The sequence below is a fragment of the Streptococcus downei MFe28 genome, from assembly GCF_900459175.1.
In the GTDB taxonomy this organism is placed as follows: Bacteria; Bacillota; Bacilli; order Lactobacillales; family Streptococcaceae; genus Streptococcus; species Streptococcus downei.
Genome location: NZ_UHFA01000002.1, coordinates 1,837,194 through 1,853,177, shown reverse-complemented (window position 1 = coordinate 1,853,177; position 15,984 = coordinate 1,837,194). Strand labels below are relative to the sequence as shown.

16 protein-coding genes are annotated in these 15,984 nt (G+C 45.2%); 10 read left to right on the top strand and 6 right to left on the bottom strand.

Annotated features, from left to right (window positions below; genetic code table 11):
• Positions 1-111: 111 nt before the first annotated feature.
• The 7 genes from rapZ (at position 112) to DYE66_RS08860 (ending at position 6,811) form a co-directional block, all read left to right on the top strand.
• Complete coding sequence (gene rapZ, locus DYE66_RS08895) at positions 112-999, top strand: RNase adapter RapZ (protein ID WP_002996431.1); 888 nt, start codon at positions 112-114, stop codon at positions 997-999.
• The gene (locus tag DYE66_RS08890) at positions 996-1,973 is read left to right on the top strand and encodes a YvcK family protein (protein WP_002996713.1); all 978 of its coding nucleotides are present in this window, start codon (positions 996-998) and stop codon (positions 1,971-1,973) included. Before rapZ ends, DYE66_RS08890 begins: the two co-directional genes overlap by 4 nt.
• Positions 1,970-2,881, top strand: a complete 912-nt coding sequence (whiA, locus tag DYE66_RS08885) for a DNA-binding protein WhiA (RefSeq protein WP_002997030.1) — start codon at positions 1,970-1,972, stop codon at positions 2,879-2,881. The genes DYE66_RS08890 and whiA overlap by 4 nt, the downstream gene beginning before the upstream one ends.
• Before the next feature lie 676 nt (positions 2,882-3,557).
• Positions 3,558-5,078 carry a metal ABC transporter solute-binding protein, Zn/Mn family gene (locus DYE66_RS08880; RefSeq protein WP_002997415.1) on the top strand — a complete coding sequence of 507 codons (1,521 nt, stop codon included), beginning with the start codon at positions 3,558-3,560 and terminating at the stop codon, positions 5,076-5,078.
• A 316-nt stretch (positions 5,079-5,394) separates the two neighbouring features.
• Positions 5,395-6,150: a class I SAM-dependent methyltransferase gene (locus DYE66_RS08870; protein WP_002996709.1), complete on the top strand. Its 756-nt coding sequence runs from the start codon at positions 5,395-5,397 to the stop codon at positions 6,148-6,150.
• Between the two features lie 11 nt (positions 6,151-6,161).
• On the top strand, positions 6,162-6,500 hold the full coding sequence (locus tag DYE66_RS08865) for a cupin domain-containing protein (protein ID WP_002997010.1): 339 nt from the start codon (positions 6,162-6,164) through the stop codon (positions 6,498-6,500).
• Between the two features lie 2 nt (positions 6,501-6,502).
• Complete coding sequence (locus tag DYE66_RS08860; RefSeq protein WP_002997236.1) at positions 6,503-6,811, top strand: cupin domain-containing protein; 309 nt, start codon at positions 6,503-6,505, stop codon at positions 6,809-6,811.
• Between the two features lie 359 nt (positions 6,812-7,170).
• On the opposite strand, the gene DYE66_RS08850 is transcribed toward DYE66_RS08860, so the two are convergent.
• From DYE66_RS08850 to yghU, 6 genes are all read right to left on the bottom strand, one after another.
• Positions 7,171-7,413 carry a type B 50S ribosomal protein L31 gene (locus DYE66_RS08850; RefSeq protein ID WP_019784033.1) on the bottom strand — a complete coding sequence of 81 codons (243 nt, stop codon included), beginning with the start codon at positions 7,411-7,413 and terminating at the stop codon, positions 7,171-7,173.
• Positions 7,414-7,561: 148 nt separating this feature from the next.
• A complete protein-coding gene (locus DYE66_RS08845; RefSeq protein WP_002996531.1) occupies positions 7,562-8,776 on the bottom strand; it encodes an NAD(P)H-dependent oxidoreductase in 1,215 nt (404 codons plus the stop codon).
• Positions 8,777-8,791: 15 nt separating this feature from the next.
• The gene (locus DYE66_RS08840) at positions 8,792-9,397 is read right to left on the bottom strand and encodes an NADPH-dependent FMN reductase (RefSeq protein ID WP_019783691.1); all 606 of its coding nucleotides are present in this window, start codon (positions 9,395-9,397) and stop codon (positions 8,792-8,794) included.
• A 366-nt stretch (positions 9,398-9,763) separates the two neighbouring features.
• Entirely contained in the window at positions 9,764-10,711 is a 948-nt protein-coding gene (locus DYE66_RS08835) for an FAD:protein FMN transferase (protein ID WP_002996453.1), read from the bottom strand.
• Positions 10,695-11,639, bottom strand: a complete 945-nt coding sequence (locus tag DYE66_RS08830; protein WP_115325128.1) for a DHH family phosphoesterase — start codon at positions 11,637-11,639, stop codon at positions 10,695-10,697. The genes DYE66_RS08835 and DYE66_RS08830 overlap by 17 nt, the downstream gene beginning before the upstream one ends.
• A 103-nt stretch (positions 11,640-11,742) precedes the next feature.
• Positions 11,743-12,534 carry a glutathione-dependent disulfide-bond oxidoreductase gene (gene yghU, locus DYE66_RS08825; protein ID WP_002996478.1) on the bottom strand — a complete coding sequence of 264 codons (792 nt, stop codon included), beginning with the start codon at positions 12,532-12,534 and terminating at the stop codon, positions 11,743-11,745.
• A gap of 187 nt (positions 12,535-12,721) precedes the next feature.
• On the opposite strand from yghU, the gene add reads away from it, so the two are divergent.
• The 3 genes from add (at position 12,722) to sufB (ending at position 15,766) form a co-directional block, all read left to right on the top strand.
• The gene (add, locus tag DYE66_RS08820; RefSeq protein WP_115325127.1) at positions 12,722-13,729 is read left to right on the top strand and encodes an adenosine deaminase; all 1,008 of its coding nucleotides are present in this window, start codon (positions 12,722-12,724) and stop codon (positions 13,727-13,729) included.
• Between the two features lie 66 nt (positions 13,730-13,795).
• Positions 13,796-14,239 (top strand): flavodoxin, encoded by a 444-nt coding sequence (locus DYE66_RS08815; protein ID WP_002997124.1) that lies wholly within the window; start codon positions 13,796-13,798, stop codon positions 14,237-14,239.
• Positions 14,240-14,380: 141 nt separating this feature from the next.
• Complete coding sequence (gene sufB / locus DYE66_RS08810; protein ID WP_002997459.1) at positions 14,381-15,766, top strand: Fe-S cluster assembly protein SufB; 1,386 nt, start codon at positions 14,381-14,383, stop codon at positions 15,764-15,766.
• The last annotated feature ends 218 nt before the right edge of the window (positions 15,767-15,984 follow it).

The window sequence follows — 15,984 nt, the reverse complement described above, 5'->3', positions numbered from 1 at the left end:
CCTAGCAAAGGCAGAAAGGAGCATTGACTTTTCAGGGAGAGTCAAAGGTCGAAAAATACGGGAGAGACAAGGCCTAAAGTTTTGGGCCTAATCCAAGGAAGGGAGAAAATTATGACAAACCCCATTAATCTTGTGATTGTAACAGGGATGAGTGGTGCCGGAAAGACTGTTGCCATTCAATCCTTTGAGGACATGGGTTACTTTACCATTGATAATATGCCTCCAACCCTAGTTCCCAAATTCATGGAGCTAGTTGGTCACAGTGAGGAAAATGACAAGGTAGCCCTCGTTGTTGATATGCGTAGCCGTCTCTTTTTCAAGGAGATTAACTCCATCTTAGATGAACTGGACAAAAATCCAGCCATCGATTTCAAAATTCTTTTTCTAGATGCAACGGATGGCGAGCTGGTAGCCCGCTATAAGGAAACCCGTCGCAGTCACCCTCTAGCTGCCGATGGTCGGGTAATGGATGGCATTAAGCTGGAGCGCGAACTTTTGGCCCCTCTCAAGAGTCTGAGTCAAAACGTTGTCGATACGACTGAATTAACCCCACGGCAGTTGCGCAAAACTATCTCCGAGCAATTTTCATCGGAAGATGATGCGACGCCATTTCGGATTGAAGTCATGAGTTTCGGCTTCAAATACGGCCTGCCCCTAGATGCAGACTTGGTCTTTGATGTCCGTTTCTTGCCAAATCCTTATTATATTCCCGAATTACGCAATCAAACGGGACTTGATGAAGAAGTGGCTGATTATGTCATGAACCATGATGAGTCCGAAGACTTTTACCACCACTTGCTGGATTTGATTAAACCAATTTTGCCAGGCTATCAGAAGGAAGGTAAGGCTATCTTGACCATTGCTGTTGGCTGTACGGGTGGGCAACACCGTAGCGTAGCCTTTGCCCACCGCCTGGCTCAGGATTTGAAGGCTGACTGGCCTGTCAATGAAAGCCACCGCGACAAGGATAGACGTAAGGAAACGGTGAACCGCTCATGAGAAAACCCAAAATTACTGTAATCGGTGGTGGAACGGGGATTCCAGTCCTCCTCAAAAGTCTCCGTCATGAGAATGTTGACATCACCGCTATTGTGACTGTGGCTGACGATGGGGGCTCTTCGGGCGAGCTCCGTTCTGCCATGCAGCTGACTCCGCCTGGTGACCTGAGAAATGTCTTGGTTGCCATGAGTGATATGCCCAAGTTCTACGAGAAGATTTTTCAATACCGCTTTAATGCGGACGACGGTGCCCTGTCTGGCCACCCTCTGGGGAATCTGATTATTGCTGGCATTTCTGAGATGCAGGGTTCAACCTATAATGCCATGCAGATCCTCAGCAAATTTTTCCATACAACAGGCAAGATTTATCCTGCTAGCGAGGATGCCCTGACCCTACACGCTGTCTTTCAGGACGGTCACGAGGTGGTTGGCGAGTCCAGTATTGCCGATTACGAGGGTATGATTGACCATGTCTTTGTCACCAATACCTACAATACCAAGCAGCCCTCGGCCAGTCGTAAGGTTGTTGAGGCCATCCTGGACAGCGATATGATTGTCTTGGGACCTGGTTCACTCTTTACCTCAATCTTGCCTAATCTGGTCATTCCTGAAATCAAGCAGGCCCTTTTGGAGACCCAGGCAGAAGTGGCTTATGTCTGTAATATCATGACCCAGTACGGGGAAACCGAGCAATTTTCTGATGCAGACCATGTGGCTGTTCTCAATCGCCATCTGGGTGCAGATGTCATCGATACTGTTCTCGTTAATATTGAGCCTGTTCCCAAGGACTATATGGATACCAATAAGTTTGACGAATATTTGATTCAGGTTGACCATGATTTTGAGGGCCTGCAGAGCCTGGTCAAACGGGTTATTTCGTCTAATTTTTTGCGTTTGGAAAATGGCGGAGCCTTCCACCATGGGGAGCTAGTCGTTGAAGAATTGATGCGTTTAATTAAGAGGAGAAAACGATGAGTTTTACCACTCAGGTCAAAGAGGAAGTTCTGGGTCTAAGCGATAGAGGGCGCAGTCAATTGTCTGCCATCATTAAGATGTCTGGCAGTCTGGGCCTGACAAGTGCTGGTTTGACCCTATCTATCCTAACGGAAAACGCCAAGATTGCCCGTCATATTTATTCCCTTCTGGAAGACCTCTATGGCAGTCATCCCGACATTCGTTACCACCAAAAGACCAATTTGAAGAAAAATCGGGTTTATACCGTCTTTCTTGATCAGGAGGTCGAGGCCATTCTCTCTGACCTGCAATTGGCAGACTCCTTTTTTGGGATTGAGACTGGTATTGCCCAGTCTATCCTCCAAGATGATGAGGCCGGTCGGGCTTATTTGCGAGGAGCCTTTTTAGCCAATGGCTCTATTCGTGACCCCGAATCAGGCAAGTATCAATTAGAAATTTTCTCAGTCTATCAAGATCACGCCGAAGACCTAGCCCAACTCATGCGAAAATTTATGCTGGATGTCAAGGTTATTGAGCATAAAAATGGAGCGGTAACCTACCTGCAAAGGGCAGAGGACATCATGGATTTCCTGATTGTTATTGAGGCCATGCAGGCCAAGGCTAATTTTGAAGAAATCAAAATCATGCGAGAGACCAGAAATGACCTCAACCGGGCCAATAATGCGGAAGCCGCCAACATTGCCCGCACGGTCAAGGCCAGCATGAAAACCATCAATAATATCATCAAAATTATGGATACCGTTGGTTTTGACAGCCTTCCCTCAGACCTCCGTCAGGTCGCCCAGGTTCGAGTGGCTCATCCAGATTATTCTATTCAGGAAATTGCTGACAGCCTAGAAACACCCTTAAGCAAGAGTGGCGTCAACCACCGCCTCCGCAAAATCAATAAAATAGCAGAGGAACTGTAAGATACAAAGGGCCGAATCGCTTTAGCGATCTTTCTGTAGAAAAATAGGAAACTGACGATGTGCGAGAATCGCACAAGGAGGTTTATCTTTTTTCCTAAGAAAGAGGCCCGTGTTCAATTAACAAGATACAAAGCCGTTAAGCACTTTGAATGATTAAAAAGGTCTGGGAGACCTTTTTAACCCGAGCTTGAAAATGAAAAAGCGAAGTGGAATTCTGACGAAGGCGATGAAACGCCTAGGAAGAATTATCTATTTTTAAAGAAGTGTAGGCGTGTTTAATTAATAAGATACAAAGCCGTTAAGCAATTCAAAGAATTTTAGGGAAATCAACGAAGGTGCTTGCACCTAGGTGATTTCATCTAAATTCACAGAGTTGTAGGCGTGTTCAATTGAGCAATTTCACTAAGTGCTAAAAAACTTGTTCAGCTACGGTTGTCGCTAGAGCGAGCAACCTATACCTATCACTAATGCCATTATCGGCCAACCGATATATGCATCGTAATTAGAAAACTGTCTCAAGGTAGTTTTTGATTTTAAGGGATGTAAGTCTGAATTTTCTATTCTCTGAAAAAATGATTTCGCTAATAAATTTTTCACAAAAGGCTTGCACTTTTGTTTTTTTATGATATACTTAACCAGTAAATAATCTAATTAACCGGTTAAGGAAGGGAGAAAAATGAAGAAAAAAAGACTAATGACAGTTGCAATCCTGATGATTCTTGCTTGTGTGGTGATTGGTTTTACCTGGTTCCGTGAGCAAGAGAAGCAGAAGTCTGGTGATATTCAGGTGGTCGCAACTTTCTATCCCATGTATGAATTTACCAAAAATGTTGTTGGGGACCAAGGTCAGGTTCAGCTTCTTATGAAGGCGGGCACAGAGCCCCATGACTTTAATCCGTCCACAAAGGACTTGGCTACTATTCAAAAGGCCGACGCCCTGGTCTATGACAATGAGAGCATGGAAACCTGGATTCCTAAGGTTAAGAAGTCTATTGGCAAGGGAAAGACCGATTTTATTCGAGCTACTGGTAATATGGTCCTCCTAACAGGTAGTGAAGAAGAGGGGGAAGAAGGGCATGAGGGACACCATCATGATTATGATCCCCACGTTTGGTTATCGCCAAGTCGCTCCATTAAGTTGGTAGAAACGATTCGCGATAGTCTCTCTAAGAAGTACCCTCAGAAGGCGACGATTTTCAAGAAGAATGCTGCTAAGTATATTCAGAAATTGAAGGGCTTGGATAAGGACTACGCATCTGCCCTAACTACTGCCAAACAGAAGAGTTTCATCACCCAGCACGCGGCCTTTGCTTACCTAGCCCTGGATTACGGCCTCAACCAAATCCATGTCAATGGCATTTCAGCTGAAAGCGAGCCGTCTGCTCAACACTTGGCTAGCTTGAGTCAAGAGGTCAAGAATTCTGGCATCAAGTATGTTTATTTTGAAGAAAATGCCTCATCCGCCGTTTCCGAAACCTTGGCCAAAGAAGCTGGCGTTGAGACCCTAGTTTTGAATCCAATTGAAAGCCTGACCCAAAAGCAGATGGATGAGGGAGAAGATTATTTCTCCATCATGCGCCAAAATCTAAAAAACCTCCGAAAAACGACCGACAGCCAAGGACAAGAGATTCCTGCCAAAGAAGCCCCAAAGACTGTTCAAAAGGGTTACTTTAAAGATAGCGATGTCAGCAATCGAACCTTATCAGACTGGTCAGGTGACTGGCAATCTATTTATCCCTATCTCAAGGATGGGACTCTGGATCAGGTCTGGGATTACAAGGCCAAGCTCAATAAGGATATGAGCGCTAAGGCGTATAAGGAATACTACACCAAGGGCTACAAGACGGATGTGGAAGCTATCTCAATCAATGGCAAGAAAAATCAAGTGACCTTCACTCAAAATGGGAAAAGTCAGACCTTTACTTATAAGTATGTTGGTTATAAGATTTTGACCTATAAAAAGGGCAATCGTGGTGTTCGTTACCTTTTTGAAAGCAAGGATAGCAAGGCCGGAGAGTTTAAGTATATCCAGTTTAGTGACCACAATATTTTCGATACAAAGGCGGAGCACTTCCATCTCTTCTGGGGCAATAGCAGTCAGGATGCCATTTTAAAAGAAATGGACAACTGGCCAACCTATTACCCAGCCGACAAGTCTGGTCATGATATTGCTCAAGATTTGGTCGCCCATAGTTGACTGGCAAATCAAAAACTCAATCTGATATAGAGTCCGGAGACTGGTGTCCCGGGCTTTTATTCTACCTGCATTAGAATCATTCTAGAATAAGCGTCTTTGCTCCTGTAAGGCCAATTCTGCCAATCATTTGTGATAGAATTAAACCGTACTCAAAAGGAAGTAGAGGCCAGCAGATTTTCTTGAGTTTGGTGGGCTGATAGGTGAAGTTCCCAGAAGGTGGGCCTCTTTTAGCCTGTCATTCAATGAAATTTTTCGACTGACCTAGCTCTTTCTTCCAGAGTATAAAATAAGTTTTATTTCCGAAAGGATGATATAGATGACTAAAAAAGAAGTTGGTCACAATTTTCTTGCCAGACTAGGCAAGAAACGCTTGCGTCCTGGTGGTATCACCGCCACTAATTGGTTGATAAAGGAAGGAAGATTTAGCAGGGACAGTCAGGTTTTAGAAGTCGCCTGTAACAGGTGCACGACCTCTATAGAACTGGCCCAGACCTTTGGCTGTCAGATTAAGGGAATTGACCAGGATAGGCGGGCTCTAGAAGAGGCCAGGAAATCTATCCAGGCTGCCCATCTGGAGGAGTTCATTCAGGTTCAAGAGGGCAATGCTATGAAACTGCCCTTTCCTGACAATAGTTTTGATATTGTTGTCAATGAGGCCATGCTAACCATGTTGTCAGAAAAAGCGAAAATCAAGGCCGTCAAGGAGTATTATCGGGTTCTCAAGCCCGGTGGACGGCTCTTGACTCACGATGTTTCCTTTAGTGATAAGCATCTGGAAGATAAATTGACCCAATTGAGGCAGACTATCAACGCCAATGTTAGTCCCCTACATGTGGACAAGTGGCAGGAACTCTTTAAATCCTGCGGTTTTTCGCAAGTTAATTATCACACTGGTAAGATGACATTGATGTCAATAACTGGTATGATTAAGGATGAAGGGCTCCTGGGAGCCTGTCGGATATTTTACCGAGGAATGAAAAAAGACAATCGCCAACAATTTCTGAAAATGTACGGCTTCTTTAACAAGACGGGTAAAGAGTTGGGTTACATTGCTGTGGCAAGTCAAAAATAAGGAGGAAGAAGATGGCCTATATTGAAAAGTTAGCACCAGCCAAGGTAGTCGATTTGAAGGATGAAGTACCGATTGAGGAAGAACAGATGCTCAGTCGGACCCTGGTTCAGCGAAAGGATTTAGGGATGACAGTCTTTTCTCTTGATAAGGGCCAGGAGATAGCCCGTCACAAGTCGCCAGGTGATGCCATGGTTAATCTACTTTCCGGTCAGGCAAAAATCGAAATTGGCGATGAAGAATTCCTAGTCAAGGCTGGCCAAACCATTCTGATGCCAGCTGGCATTCCCCATGCCCTCTATGCGCAAGAGGCCTTCCAGATGTTGCTGGTTGTCGTTAAACCGGAGGCCTAGGCATGAAATTACAGCCTTTAGATTTGGTCAATTACCATGACTATCAAATTAGCAGTCGGAGCCTAAGTAAAAAGCTCTCCATCAACCAAGCCTTGACCCTCTATGCCATGGATAAGGGGGAGACAATCAGCCAAGAAAGTAGCCCTCAGACTAGGCTCCTGCAAGTTCTTGAAGGACAATTAGAAATTAGCCTTGCAGACGGAGTCGTTCAGTCTCTGCTTCCTAATGAATTACTATCGGTGCCTGCTTTACAGGTACACGCCATCAAGGCGGTTGAAAAAACAAAATTTTTGCAGTTAGAATTAGACTAAGCAAAGCCAGGGCCCAAATTCGGACCTTGGCTTTGCTATGTGCCTTAGCGAAACGAGGCAGTAATGCTGAAGTTAAGCTTAGGCACATTGATGCAGTTTGAGCGGTAGCGAGAACTACGTTCCGAAACACCCTTAGCGATTGCGAAGCAGCACTTATAGCCAACGAAGTGTCTTGAGCGATAGTGGGAACTGGGGTCTTTTATGCTTAAAGGCTTCTGGCTTTAAAATATTCCTAGAAAAACTGATTAAGAAATAAATCTCTTGATTTCCGATTTTTTGTAAGAGGTGGTCAATCAGAAAAAGGAAAGGTGAAAATTTTGACAAAAGAAAAAGAAGTCCGAAGACTCCTTTTAAAATTCTTATTTGAGACCGTATTTCTTGTTGAAACGATCGACACGTCCGTCTGCTTGAGTGAATTTTTGACGGCCAGTGTAGAATGGGTGTGAATCAGAAGAGATTTCAACACGTACCAATGGGTAAGTTTCCCCTTCAAATTCAACGGTTTCGTTAGATGCTTTAGTAGAACCGCTGAGGAACTTGTAACCCGTAGTTGTATCTAAGAATACGACTGGGCGGTACTCTGGATGGATATCTTTTTTCATGATGTAAAATTTTCCTTTCTGCCATAGCTTTCCTAAGCCATAGTTAATAACTACTCTAGTTTATCAAAGTTCCCTAGCTTTGGCAAGACTTTTAGCTCAATTCCTTGAGATTTTAGTCATGTCTCCTGCCTGCTTTTATTCTCCTCTATTAGTGAGACGAAGCGCCAGAAGTAGCATCTGCTGCAGACTCGGCACCACCGTGGCCACCAGATGATGAAGCACCAGAAGTAGCATCGGCTCCTGCCCCACCAACTAAATGTTGACCAGTAGTTTCTAGATACCAATCCAACCAAGGCTTGAAGTTGAAGACAATTTCATTGATACCAGCATAGGAGCCGTCTGGGTAGTACATGGCCTGATAGTTGTGAGTATTGAGAACGGCTGGGTTCGGGTTAGGAATCAAGGTGCGAACGACTTCCTGATTACCATTGCGGAGCGTTCCGATAACCCATTCCACATTTTTCATCCGAGCGGCTGGCAGGCTGTTGTGAACTGTAGACAGGCGGCTACCTGATTGGGACGAAACCCGTTTAGCGTACATGGTTTCAGGATCTTGGTGGGCATTGTTGTAGTAGAGGAATTGGTTATTATCATCGGCATAGGTCAATTCAAAAGGCATGGACTTGAGAAACATGTTGATTTGATCAACTGTCAGGATACCATGATCCAGCTTGACATAGGTATCACCAGAGACAGCCCCAGTAATTTCAGCCACCTTTTCAACCCATTCAGGGTCATCTGGGTCAACCTCAGTTACAGTAGTAGCAATCGGATGGTTACAATCCAAGTCTTCTGGTTCAATTGGTTTTGGTTTTTTCAATTTGGAAACGACCTCCACATATTTAATAAAGTTATCTAGGCAAGTAGATAGGAAATCGACCGTTCCTTGGTTGATGATGTCCCCATTTTCATCAAAGGCTTCCTTGGCCTTGCCCAAAAGGAATTCATTTCCTGGCAAGGTATAGGCGCTGACACCCGGGGCATCCAGAATTTTGCGCAGGTGTACCTGAGCCCGTGAAGTCCCTTGGTCATAGTAGGAGGCTCCGACAATCATGACAGGCTTATTTTCAAAGGGGTGCAGGTTGAAGGAGAGCCATTCCAAGGTGCTCTTGAGGGCAGGTGTAATGGTGTGATTGTGTTCGGGCGTGGCAATAATCACGCCATCTGCTCGAGTAATCTTATTGTAAAGGTATTGAACCGCAAAGGAATCTGACTGGTCATCATCCTGATTGAACATGGGAACATCCTTGATTTCCAAGACCTCTAGTTCAAATTGATATTTAAAGTGACGACGAATATATTCCAACAACATGCGGTTATAGGACTTTTCGGCATTGGAGCCAACGATTCCGACGAATTTCATAAAAGTATTTCCTTCCTATTTTAGGTTTTCCCAATCAAAATTTTCAGCCTCTTTTTTTAGAAGCGCTTTAGCATGGGACAATTTCTCAGTCATCTTAACGAAGAGACGGAAGTCATCAAAAATGGCATCTAGTTTTTGGCTGGTTTCGATGTCAATTAAGTCCCCCTTGGCATCAAAGGCCTGGAGAGAGTGGGACAGAAGAAATTCATCTGGCAAAACAGAAGCTTGAAGTTCTGGTGCATTGAGAATTTGTCGCAACTGGAGTTGGGCGCGTGATGAACCCAGAGTTCCATAGGATGCTCCTGTAATCATGACAGGCTTATTGAGCATAGGATAGATGCCGTAGGATAACCAAGCCAGAGCGTTCATCAATACTGCTGGGACTGAGTGGTCGTACTCAGGTGTCCCGATAATGACACCGTCAGCAGCTTCGATTTTAGCCGCTAAGTCTTTAACAGACTCAGGTAAAGTGCGGTCCGCAGGCTTATTGAAGAAGGGTAGGTCTTTAATTTCGACCAGCTCAATGTCAGCCTTGTCCTCAAAGTGCTTTTGAATGTATTGCAAGAGTTGTCGGTTTGTGGATTTTTCGGAATTTGTTCCAACAAGTCCGATAATTTTCATAGTGGGCCTCCTAATTTGTGATGCAGATTTAAACCCTAAGCTTAAGACCTAGTGAGTTTTAGCAAGAAACTTGCCACTCCCTTTAATTTCTCAAATTTAGGGCATCTGCTTGATTGAAAAACTAAGGTGATTATCCAAAACAGCCAGCCTCCCACTAACTAATAGGCTAGAAAGACAAATGACTTAAGGCTAGACTTTTCCTCAGTTTATTCAGCTGATTTCATTGTAACAAAAGAGCACTCTGTTTGAAAGTGCTTACAGTGATTTTGATTCGATTTCAACTTCTGGCAATAGCTAATACTCAATGAAAATCAAAATTGGCCAAGGCAACGAACTGCAGGCAGTACTGAAGTACGGCAAAGTGAGTTAACGACGGATAGTTTTGATTTTCGAAGAGTATAAACTGGGACTGGCTAAAATTCCATTGTCCTTATCTACTACAAAGGCCTCTATTCCAGGCTCTTGACTAACTTCTGTCATAATGGCTTGACTGGGCTTGCCAAAGAGACGAGTCGTCCAGATTTCCCCATCAACCGATTGCTTAGAAATAATGGTCAGGCTGGCCGTTTGACTTTCCACAGGATAACCTGTCTGGCTGTCAAAGATGTGGTGGTAGGTCTTGCCTCCATAGCTGAAGGTTCGCTCGTAGATACCCGAGGTTACGACCGATTGGTCGCGAATCTTGAGAATGGCCAAGTGGTTGCCTCGAGGAAGTTGCGGATTTTGAATGCCAATTCGCCAATTTTGGTCAGGATTGTGGTAGGCTGGCCCAAAGGTGAGGACATTTCCTCCTAGGTTAATCAGACCAGCTGGAACGCCTTGGTCTTTTAAAAAATCCACAATCCGATCAGCAATGTAACCCTTGGCTAGGGCCCCCAGGTCAATTTTCATACCGGACTTGGTTAGAAAGACAGAAGACTTGGTTGGGTCTAGGATAATCTGCTGGGGGTCAATTAAGTTCAGCTGGGCCTCGATTTCCTCTTGAATGGGGACCCTGGCATCAGAAAATCCGATACGCCAGATCTGAATCAGAGGACCAATAGCAATGTTAAGATGGCTGGCGGGAGCCAGGCTATGCTTTTTGCCCAGAGCAATCAACTCAAAGAGCTGAGGATGGACGACCACAGCTTCTTGACCGGCTGCTTGATTGATGGCCATCAATTCCGAACGGTCATCATTGGCAGAAAAACGGTGGTTGTAGAGGTGGAGTAACTCCTCCACCTGATCCAAAATAGGCTGGGGGTTGCTGGCATAAATAGAGGTGTCAATGGTGGTTCCCATCAGATGAACCTGGCGATTAGTTAGGCTTAACATGGGCGACGACCTCTTTAATTTCTTGATAAATTTGCTCGTTTTCTTCTAGACTGTAGGAGTTGGCGCCACTAGCAAGGGGGTGCCCCCCCCCATCGTGCCTTTTGGCAATCTCGTTGATGATGGCCTTTTTACTGCGCAGGCGGACCCGATAGTGGCCCTCAGGTTGTTGGACAAAGATGGCCCAGGACTGGATGATATCAATTTTGCCGGGCGTGCCAACGATGGCGGAACTCTCAGCCTCGCTGACCCCAAAGTCTTCTAAAACTTGGCGACTTAGGAGGAGGCGGGCAGCCCCATTTTCATCCACTTCTAGATGCTCAAAGACATAGCCCTGGAGCTTGGCAATTTTAAAGGAAAAGCTATCCATTTGCCGAGAAATGGCCGCAAAATCAAAGTCGAATTCTCGCAAATCTGCGGCAATTCTCAGAGTTTTAGGACTAGTTGCATCGTAGAGGAAGCGTCCCGTATCACCGACCAGACCGGCATAAAGTAGGCGAGCGGCCTCATCCGTCAATTCCAGTCCAGTCTCTTGGGCAAAGTTAGTAACGATTTCGCTGGCTGAGGAGGCCTTGGTATCAACATAGAGCAGGTCACCATAGGGGTCCTCATTAGGATGATGATCTATTTTTATAAGAAAGTCTCCCTGATTAAAGCGGTCATCATCAATTCGAGGAGTATTAGCTGTATCTGTGACAATGACGAGACTGCCGATATAATCTTCGTCAGTCACTTGATCCATCTGATCCAGCCAAGCCAGACTAGGCTCATCGCTACCAGTCGCTAAAATACTTTTATCAGGGAAGTTGTGGCGCAGAATCTCTCTCAGGCCCAACTGACTGCCCAGAGCGTCAGGATCGGGTCTTTGGTGACGATGGATGATAATCCTATCGTAGCTTTTAATTTTTTCCAGAATTTGCTTGAAGGTCATAGTCGTCTCCATCCTTGTTTTTGAGGCTATTATAGCATAATTTATAGGACCTGAAAGGCCTGAAAAAGCCAGCCAAGAATCACCTTGACTGGTTTTCTAAAGCTTATTTGATGGACTTGTATTGGGCAGCCAGGCCACGTTTGACAGCAGGTCGCTGGGCAATTTTTTCGGTCCAGGCTTGCAGGTTCTTGTATTCCTTGACATTGAGGAATACACCTGCCCGATCCCAAATCTTATCTTGGGCCAGACGACCGTACCAACCCCAAATAGCTAGGTCAGCAATAGTATAATCTTGACCTGCTATATAAGGTTTTTTAGCCAATTCCTTGTCTAGGACATCCAACTGGCGTTTGGCTTCCATGGCAAAGCGATTGATGGCATACTCAATCTTTTCTGGCGCATAGTGGAAGAAGTGGCCAAAACCACCGCCCAAGAATGGGGCAGCTCCGGTCTGCCAGAAGAGCCAGTTGAGAACTTCATTGCGCTCGGTAGGGTCACTTGGAATTAATTTTCCAAATTTTTCAGCCAGGTAGAGCAGGATATTAGCTGATTCAAAGACTCGAACAGGCTTGTCACCCGATAGGTCAAGCAGGGCAGGAATCTTTGAATTGGGATTGATAGCTACGAAGTCGGAGCCAAATTGGTCACCTTCACCAATGGCAATCTTGAGGAGGTCATAGCCAGCACCCTCAACTCCCAACTCCTTTAATTCTTCAAACATGATAGTAGCCTTGATGCCATTTGGTGTTCCCAAGGAATAGAGCTGGAAGGGTTGGTCGCCCTTAGGTAAATGCTGCTCAAAGCGAGCACCAGCAGTTGGTTGATTGAGAGAGCCCCAAGTCCCCCCCATTTGGGCTGGATTTTCCCAAACTTCTGGTAATTGATAATCAGACATAGTCACATCCTCCTTCTTGTCTTTTCAGATTTTATCCTAACAGAAAGACCAAGAGATTACAAAAGTTTGACACGTGCTCGAGATGATCCTGCAAGCGTGTCTCAAACCATAAAAACTGTGAAATTGTCTCTTGAATTTCCTCTCATTTATGATAAGATAGGAAAAATTATTTGTAAAAGGATTTATCATGTATCAAAAGCTTGCCAAAACCGAACTCCACTGTCATCTTGATGGCTCACTCTCCTTACCGACTATTCGACAACTGGCTCAGATAGCTGACATTACCATTCCAGCTTCAGATTCTGACTTGAGAGCTTTGGTAACAGCGCCCCAACATTGTCAAAATCTGATGGATTACCTCAGGACCTTTGACTTTATCCGTCCCCTCTTACAAACCCAAGAGGCCCTTGAGCTGGCAGCCTATGATGTTGCCCGCCAGCAGGCTCAGGAAAATGTCATCTACAGTGAAATTCGCTTTGCTCCTGAATTGTCTATGGACCAGGGTCTGACAGCCAGTCAGACTATCCAAGCTGTTCTCGCTGGTCTCAAGCGGGCCCATGAAGGCTTTGGTATCGTTAGCAGGGCCTTGGTTTGTGGTATGCGCCAATCAGATCCGGACTTGACCTGGGACATCCTCTCAGAGGTTGCCCATCTGGCCCCTCAAGGCCTAGCTGGTTTTGACTTTGCTGGGGATGAACACGCCTTTCCGCCTGCCAAGATTCAAGAGTTAATTAAGAAGGTTCAAGACTTAGGTTATCCTCTAACCCTGCATGCTGGTGAATGTGGCTGTCCCCAGCATATCGTTCAAACCCTGGAGATGGGAATCAAGCGGATGGGGCATGCTGCCGCTATCACCCACCATCCAGAGATTATTGCTGAATTTGTGAAAGAAGGAGCAGTAGCCGAGCTCTGTTTGACCAGTAATCTCCAGACCAAGGCCGCTCCGAGTTTAACCGACTATCCCTACCAGGAATTGCGAAAGGCAGGGGCTAAAATCACCATCAATACTGATAATCGGACGGTTTCTGATACCAATTTGACTAAGGAATACCGACTTTTTAACCAGTATTTTGCCACCAGCCCAGCTGATTTTCTAACCTTCAATCAAAACGCTATCTCCGCTGCCTTTACCAGTCAGGAGGAAAAGGACCAGTTATCTCGGATGCTAGAAGAGGCTTACCAGCCCTATTTATAGGCTGACTCCCTATAAAATTTTCAGGGAATGTGGTATAATCGAAACACTGATGATTTGGAGGAAACTATGGCTTTAGCTAAGATTGTATATGCGAGTATGACGGGCAATACTGAAGAGATTGCCGATATTGTGGCTGAAAAATTAGAAGAACTGGGGCACACTGTTGATGTTGATGAGTGTACAACAGTTGATGCAGCTGACTTTGAAGATGCGGACATGGCCATCGTTGCCACCTACACCTATGGCGATGGTGACCTGCCCGATGAAATCGTTGATTTTTACGAAGATTTAGCTGATGTTGATCTTTCGGGTAAGATTTATGGGGTGGTTGGCTCCGGCGATACCTTCTACGATTATTTCTGCAAGTCTGTCGATGAATTTGAGGACCAATTCGCTCTGACAGGTGCCAGTAAGGGTGCTGATTCTGTCAAGGTAGACCTGGCAGCAGAGGATGAGGATATTGAAAATCTCGAAGCCTTCGCCCAAACAATGTCTGACAAATTAGCCTAGATAAAAAATAGAGAAATCGGCAAAACTGTCGGTTTCTTTTTCGTGAAAATTCTACTCAAAGACGTTATAATGAGAGTTAGCTAGTTAAAGCGAGACTATAAGAATCGGCAAAAGTCGTTTTTTCAGATAGATGGAGGAAATATGGCTAAGAATAGAGATTATGCTTTTGGTTTCCATGATGAGGTCAATGCCCTGGTTTCAACAGGTAAGGGCTTGACCGAAGAAGTTGTCCGTGAAATTTCTCGAGTGAAAAATGAACCTCAATGGATGTTGGATTATCGCCTCAAATCCTTGGAGCTCTTTCACAAGCTCCCCCTACCCAAGTGGGGGCCAGACCTTTCGGGTATCAATTTTGATGATATTATCTACTACCAAAAGCTATCCAAGGACCGTTCGCGTTCTTGGGAAGAAGTCCCCGATAAGATTAAGGAAACCTTTGACCGCTTGGGGATTCCTGAGGCAGAAAAGCAGTACCTGTCTGGTGCGGCTGCCCAGTATGAGTCCGAAGTGGTCTACCACAATATGAAGGAAGAGTTTGAAAAGCTGGGGATTGTCTTCACCGATACGGATACAGCCCTGCAAGAGTACCCTGAGCTTTTCAAGGAGTATTTTGGGACGGTTATTTCCAATGCCGAACATAAGTTCGCGGCCCTTAACGGAGCTGTTTGGTCAGGGGGAACCTTTATCTATGTACCTAAAGGCGTTCAATGTCCCATGCCAGTCCAAACCTATTTCCGGATTAACAGTGAAAATGCTGGCCAGTTTGAGCGCTCTCTGATGATTGTTGATGAAGGAGCTTCTATCCAGTATATCGAAGGTTGTACGGCCCCATCTTATACGACCAACAGTCTCCACGCTGCTAGCGTTGAAATTGTTGTTAAACGGGACGCTTCCTTCCGCTACACGACCATCCAGAACTGGTCGGATAATGTCTATAATCTGGTAACCGAGCGGGGAACCGTTGAAGAAAATGGAACCCTGGAGTGGATTGATGGAAATTTGGGAAGTAAGGTCAATATGAAATACCCTTGTTCCCTACTCAATGGCCCCCATGCTCGCTGTTCGGTCCTTTCCATGGCCTTTGCCAACTATGGCCAACACTTGGATGCGGGCTGTAAGGTCTATCACAATGCTCCCAATACCTCTAGTACTCTGATTTCTAAATCTGTAGCCAAGGATGGTGGTCGAACTGATTATCGGGGAACTGTTCGCTTTGCCCCAAATAGCAAGGGTTCCAAGTCCCACATCGAGTGTGATACCATTCTTATGGATGAAGAGTCAAGCTCAGACACCATCCCCTTCAATGAAATTCATAATTCAGATGTTGCTCTGGAGCATGAGGCCAAGGTGTCTAAGGTTTCTGAGGACCAACTCTACTATCTGATGAGCCGTGGCGTCAGCGAAGAGGATGCTACAGCCATGATTATCAATGGTTTCATGGATCCTATCACTAAGGAACTCCCTATGGAGTACGCCGTCGAACTCAACACCCTCATCAACATGAGCATGGAAGGCTCGGTAGGGTGATAGAAAAACATTTCTATGACCCAAAGGATCTAAGAAATGAACGGCTAGCACTATGGTGTCTAGCCTATTCCTATCACTTACTCCAAACGGGAAGCAACATCGGCTTCCCGTTTTTACGTGTCGTAACCTAAGGAAATCTAACTAAGACATAAAAGTCTTGCTAGATTACGGCAAGCACTAGGGGTGCCTGACTATCACTAACCTTAAAAGGGAAGCAT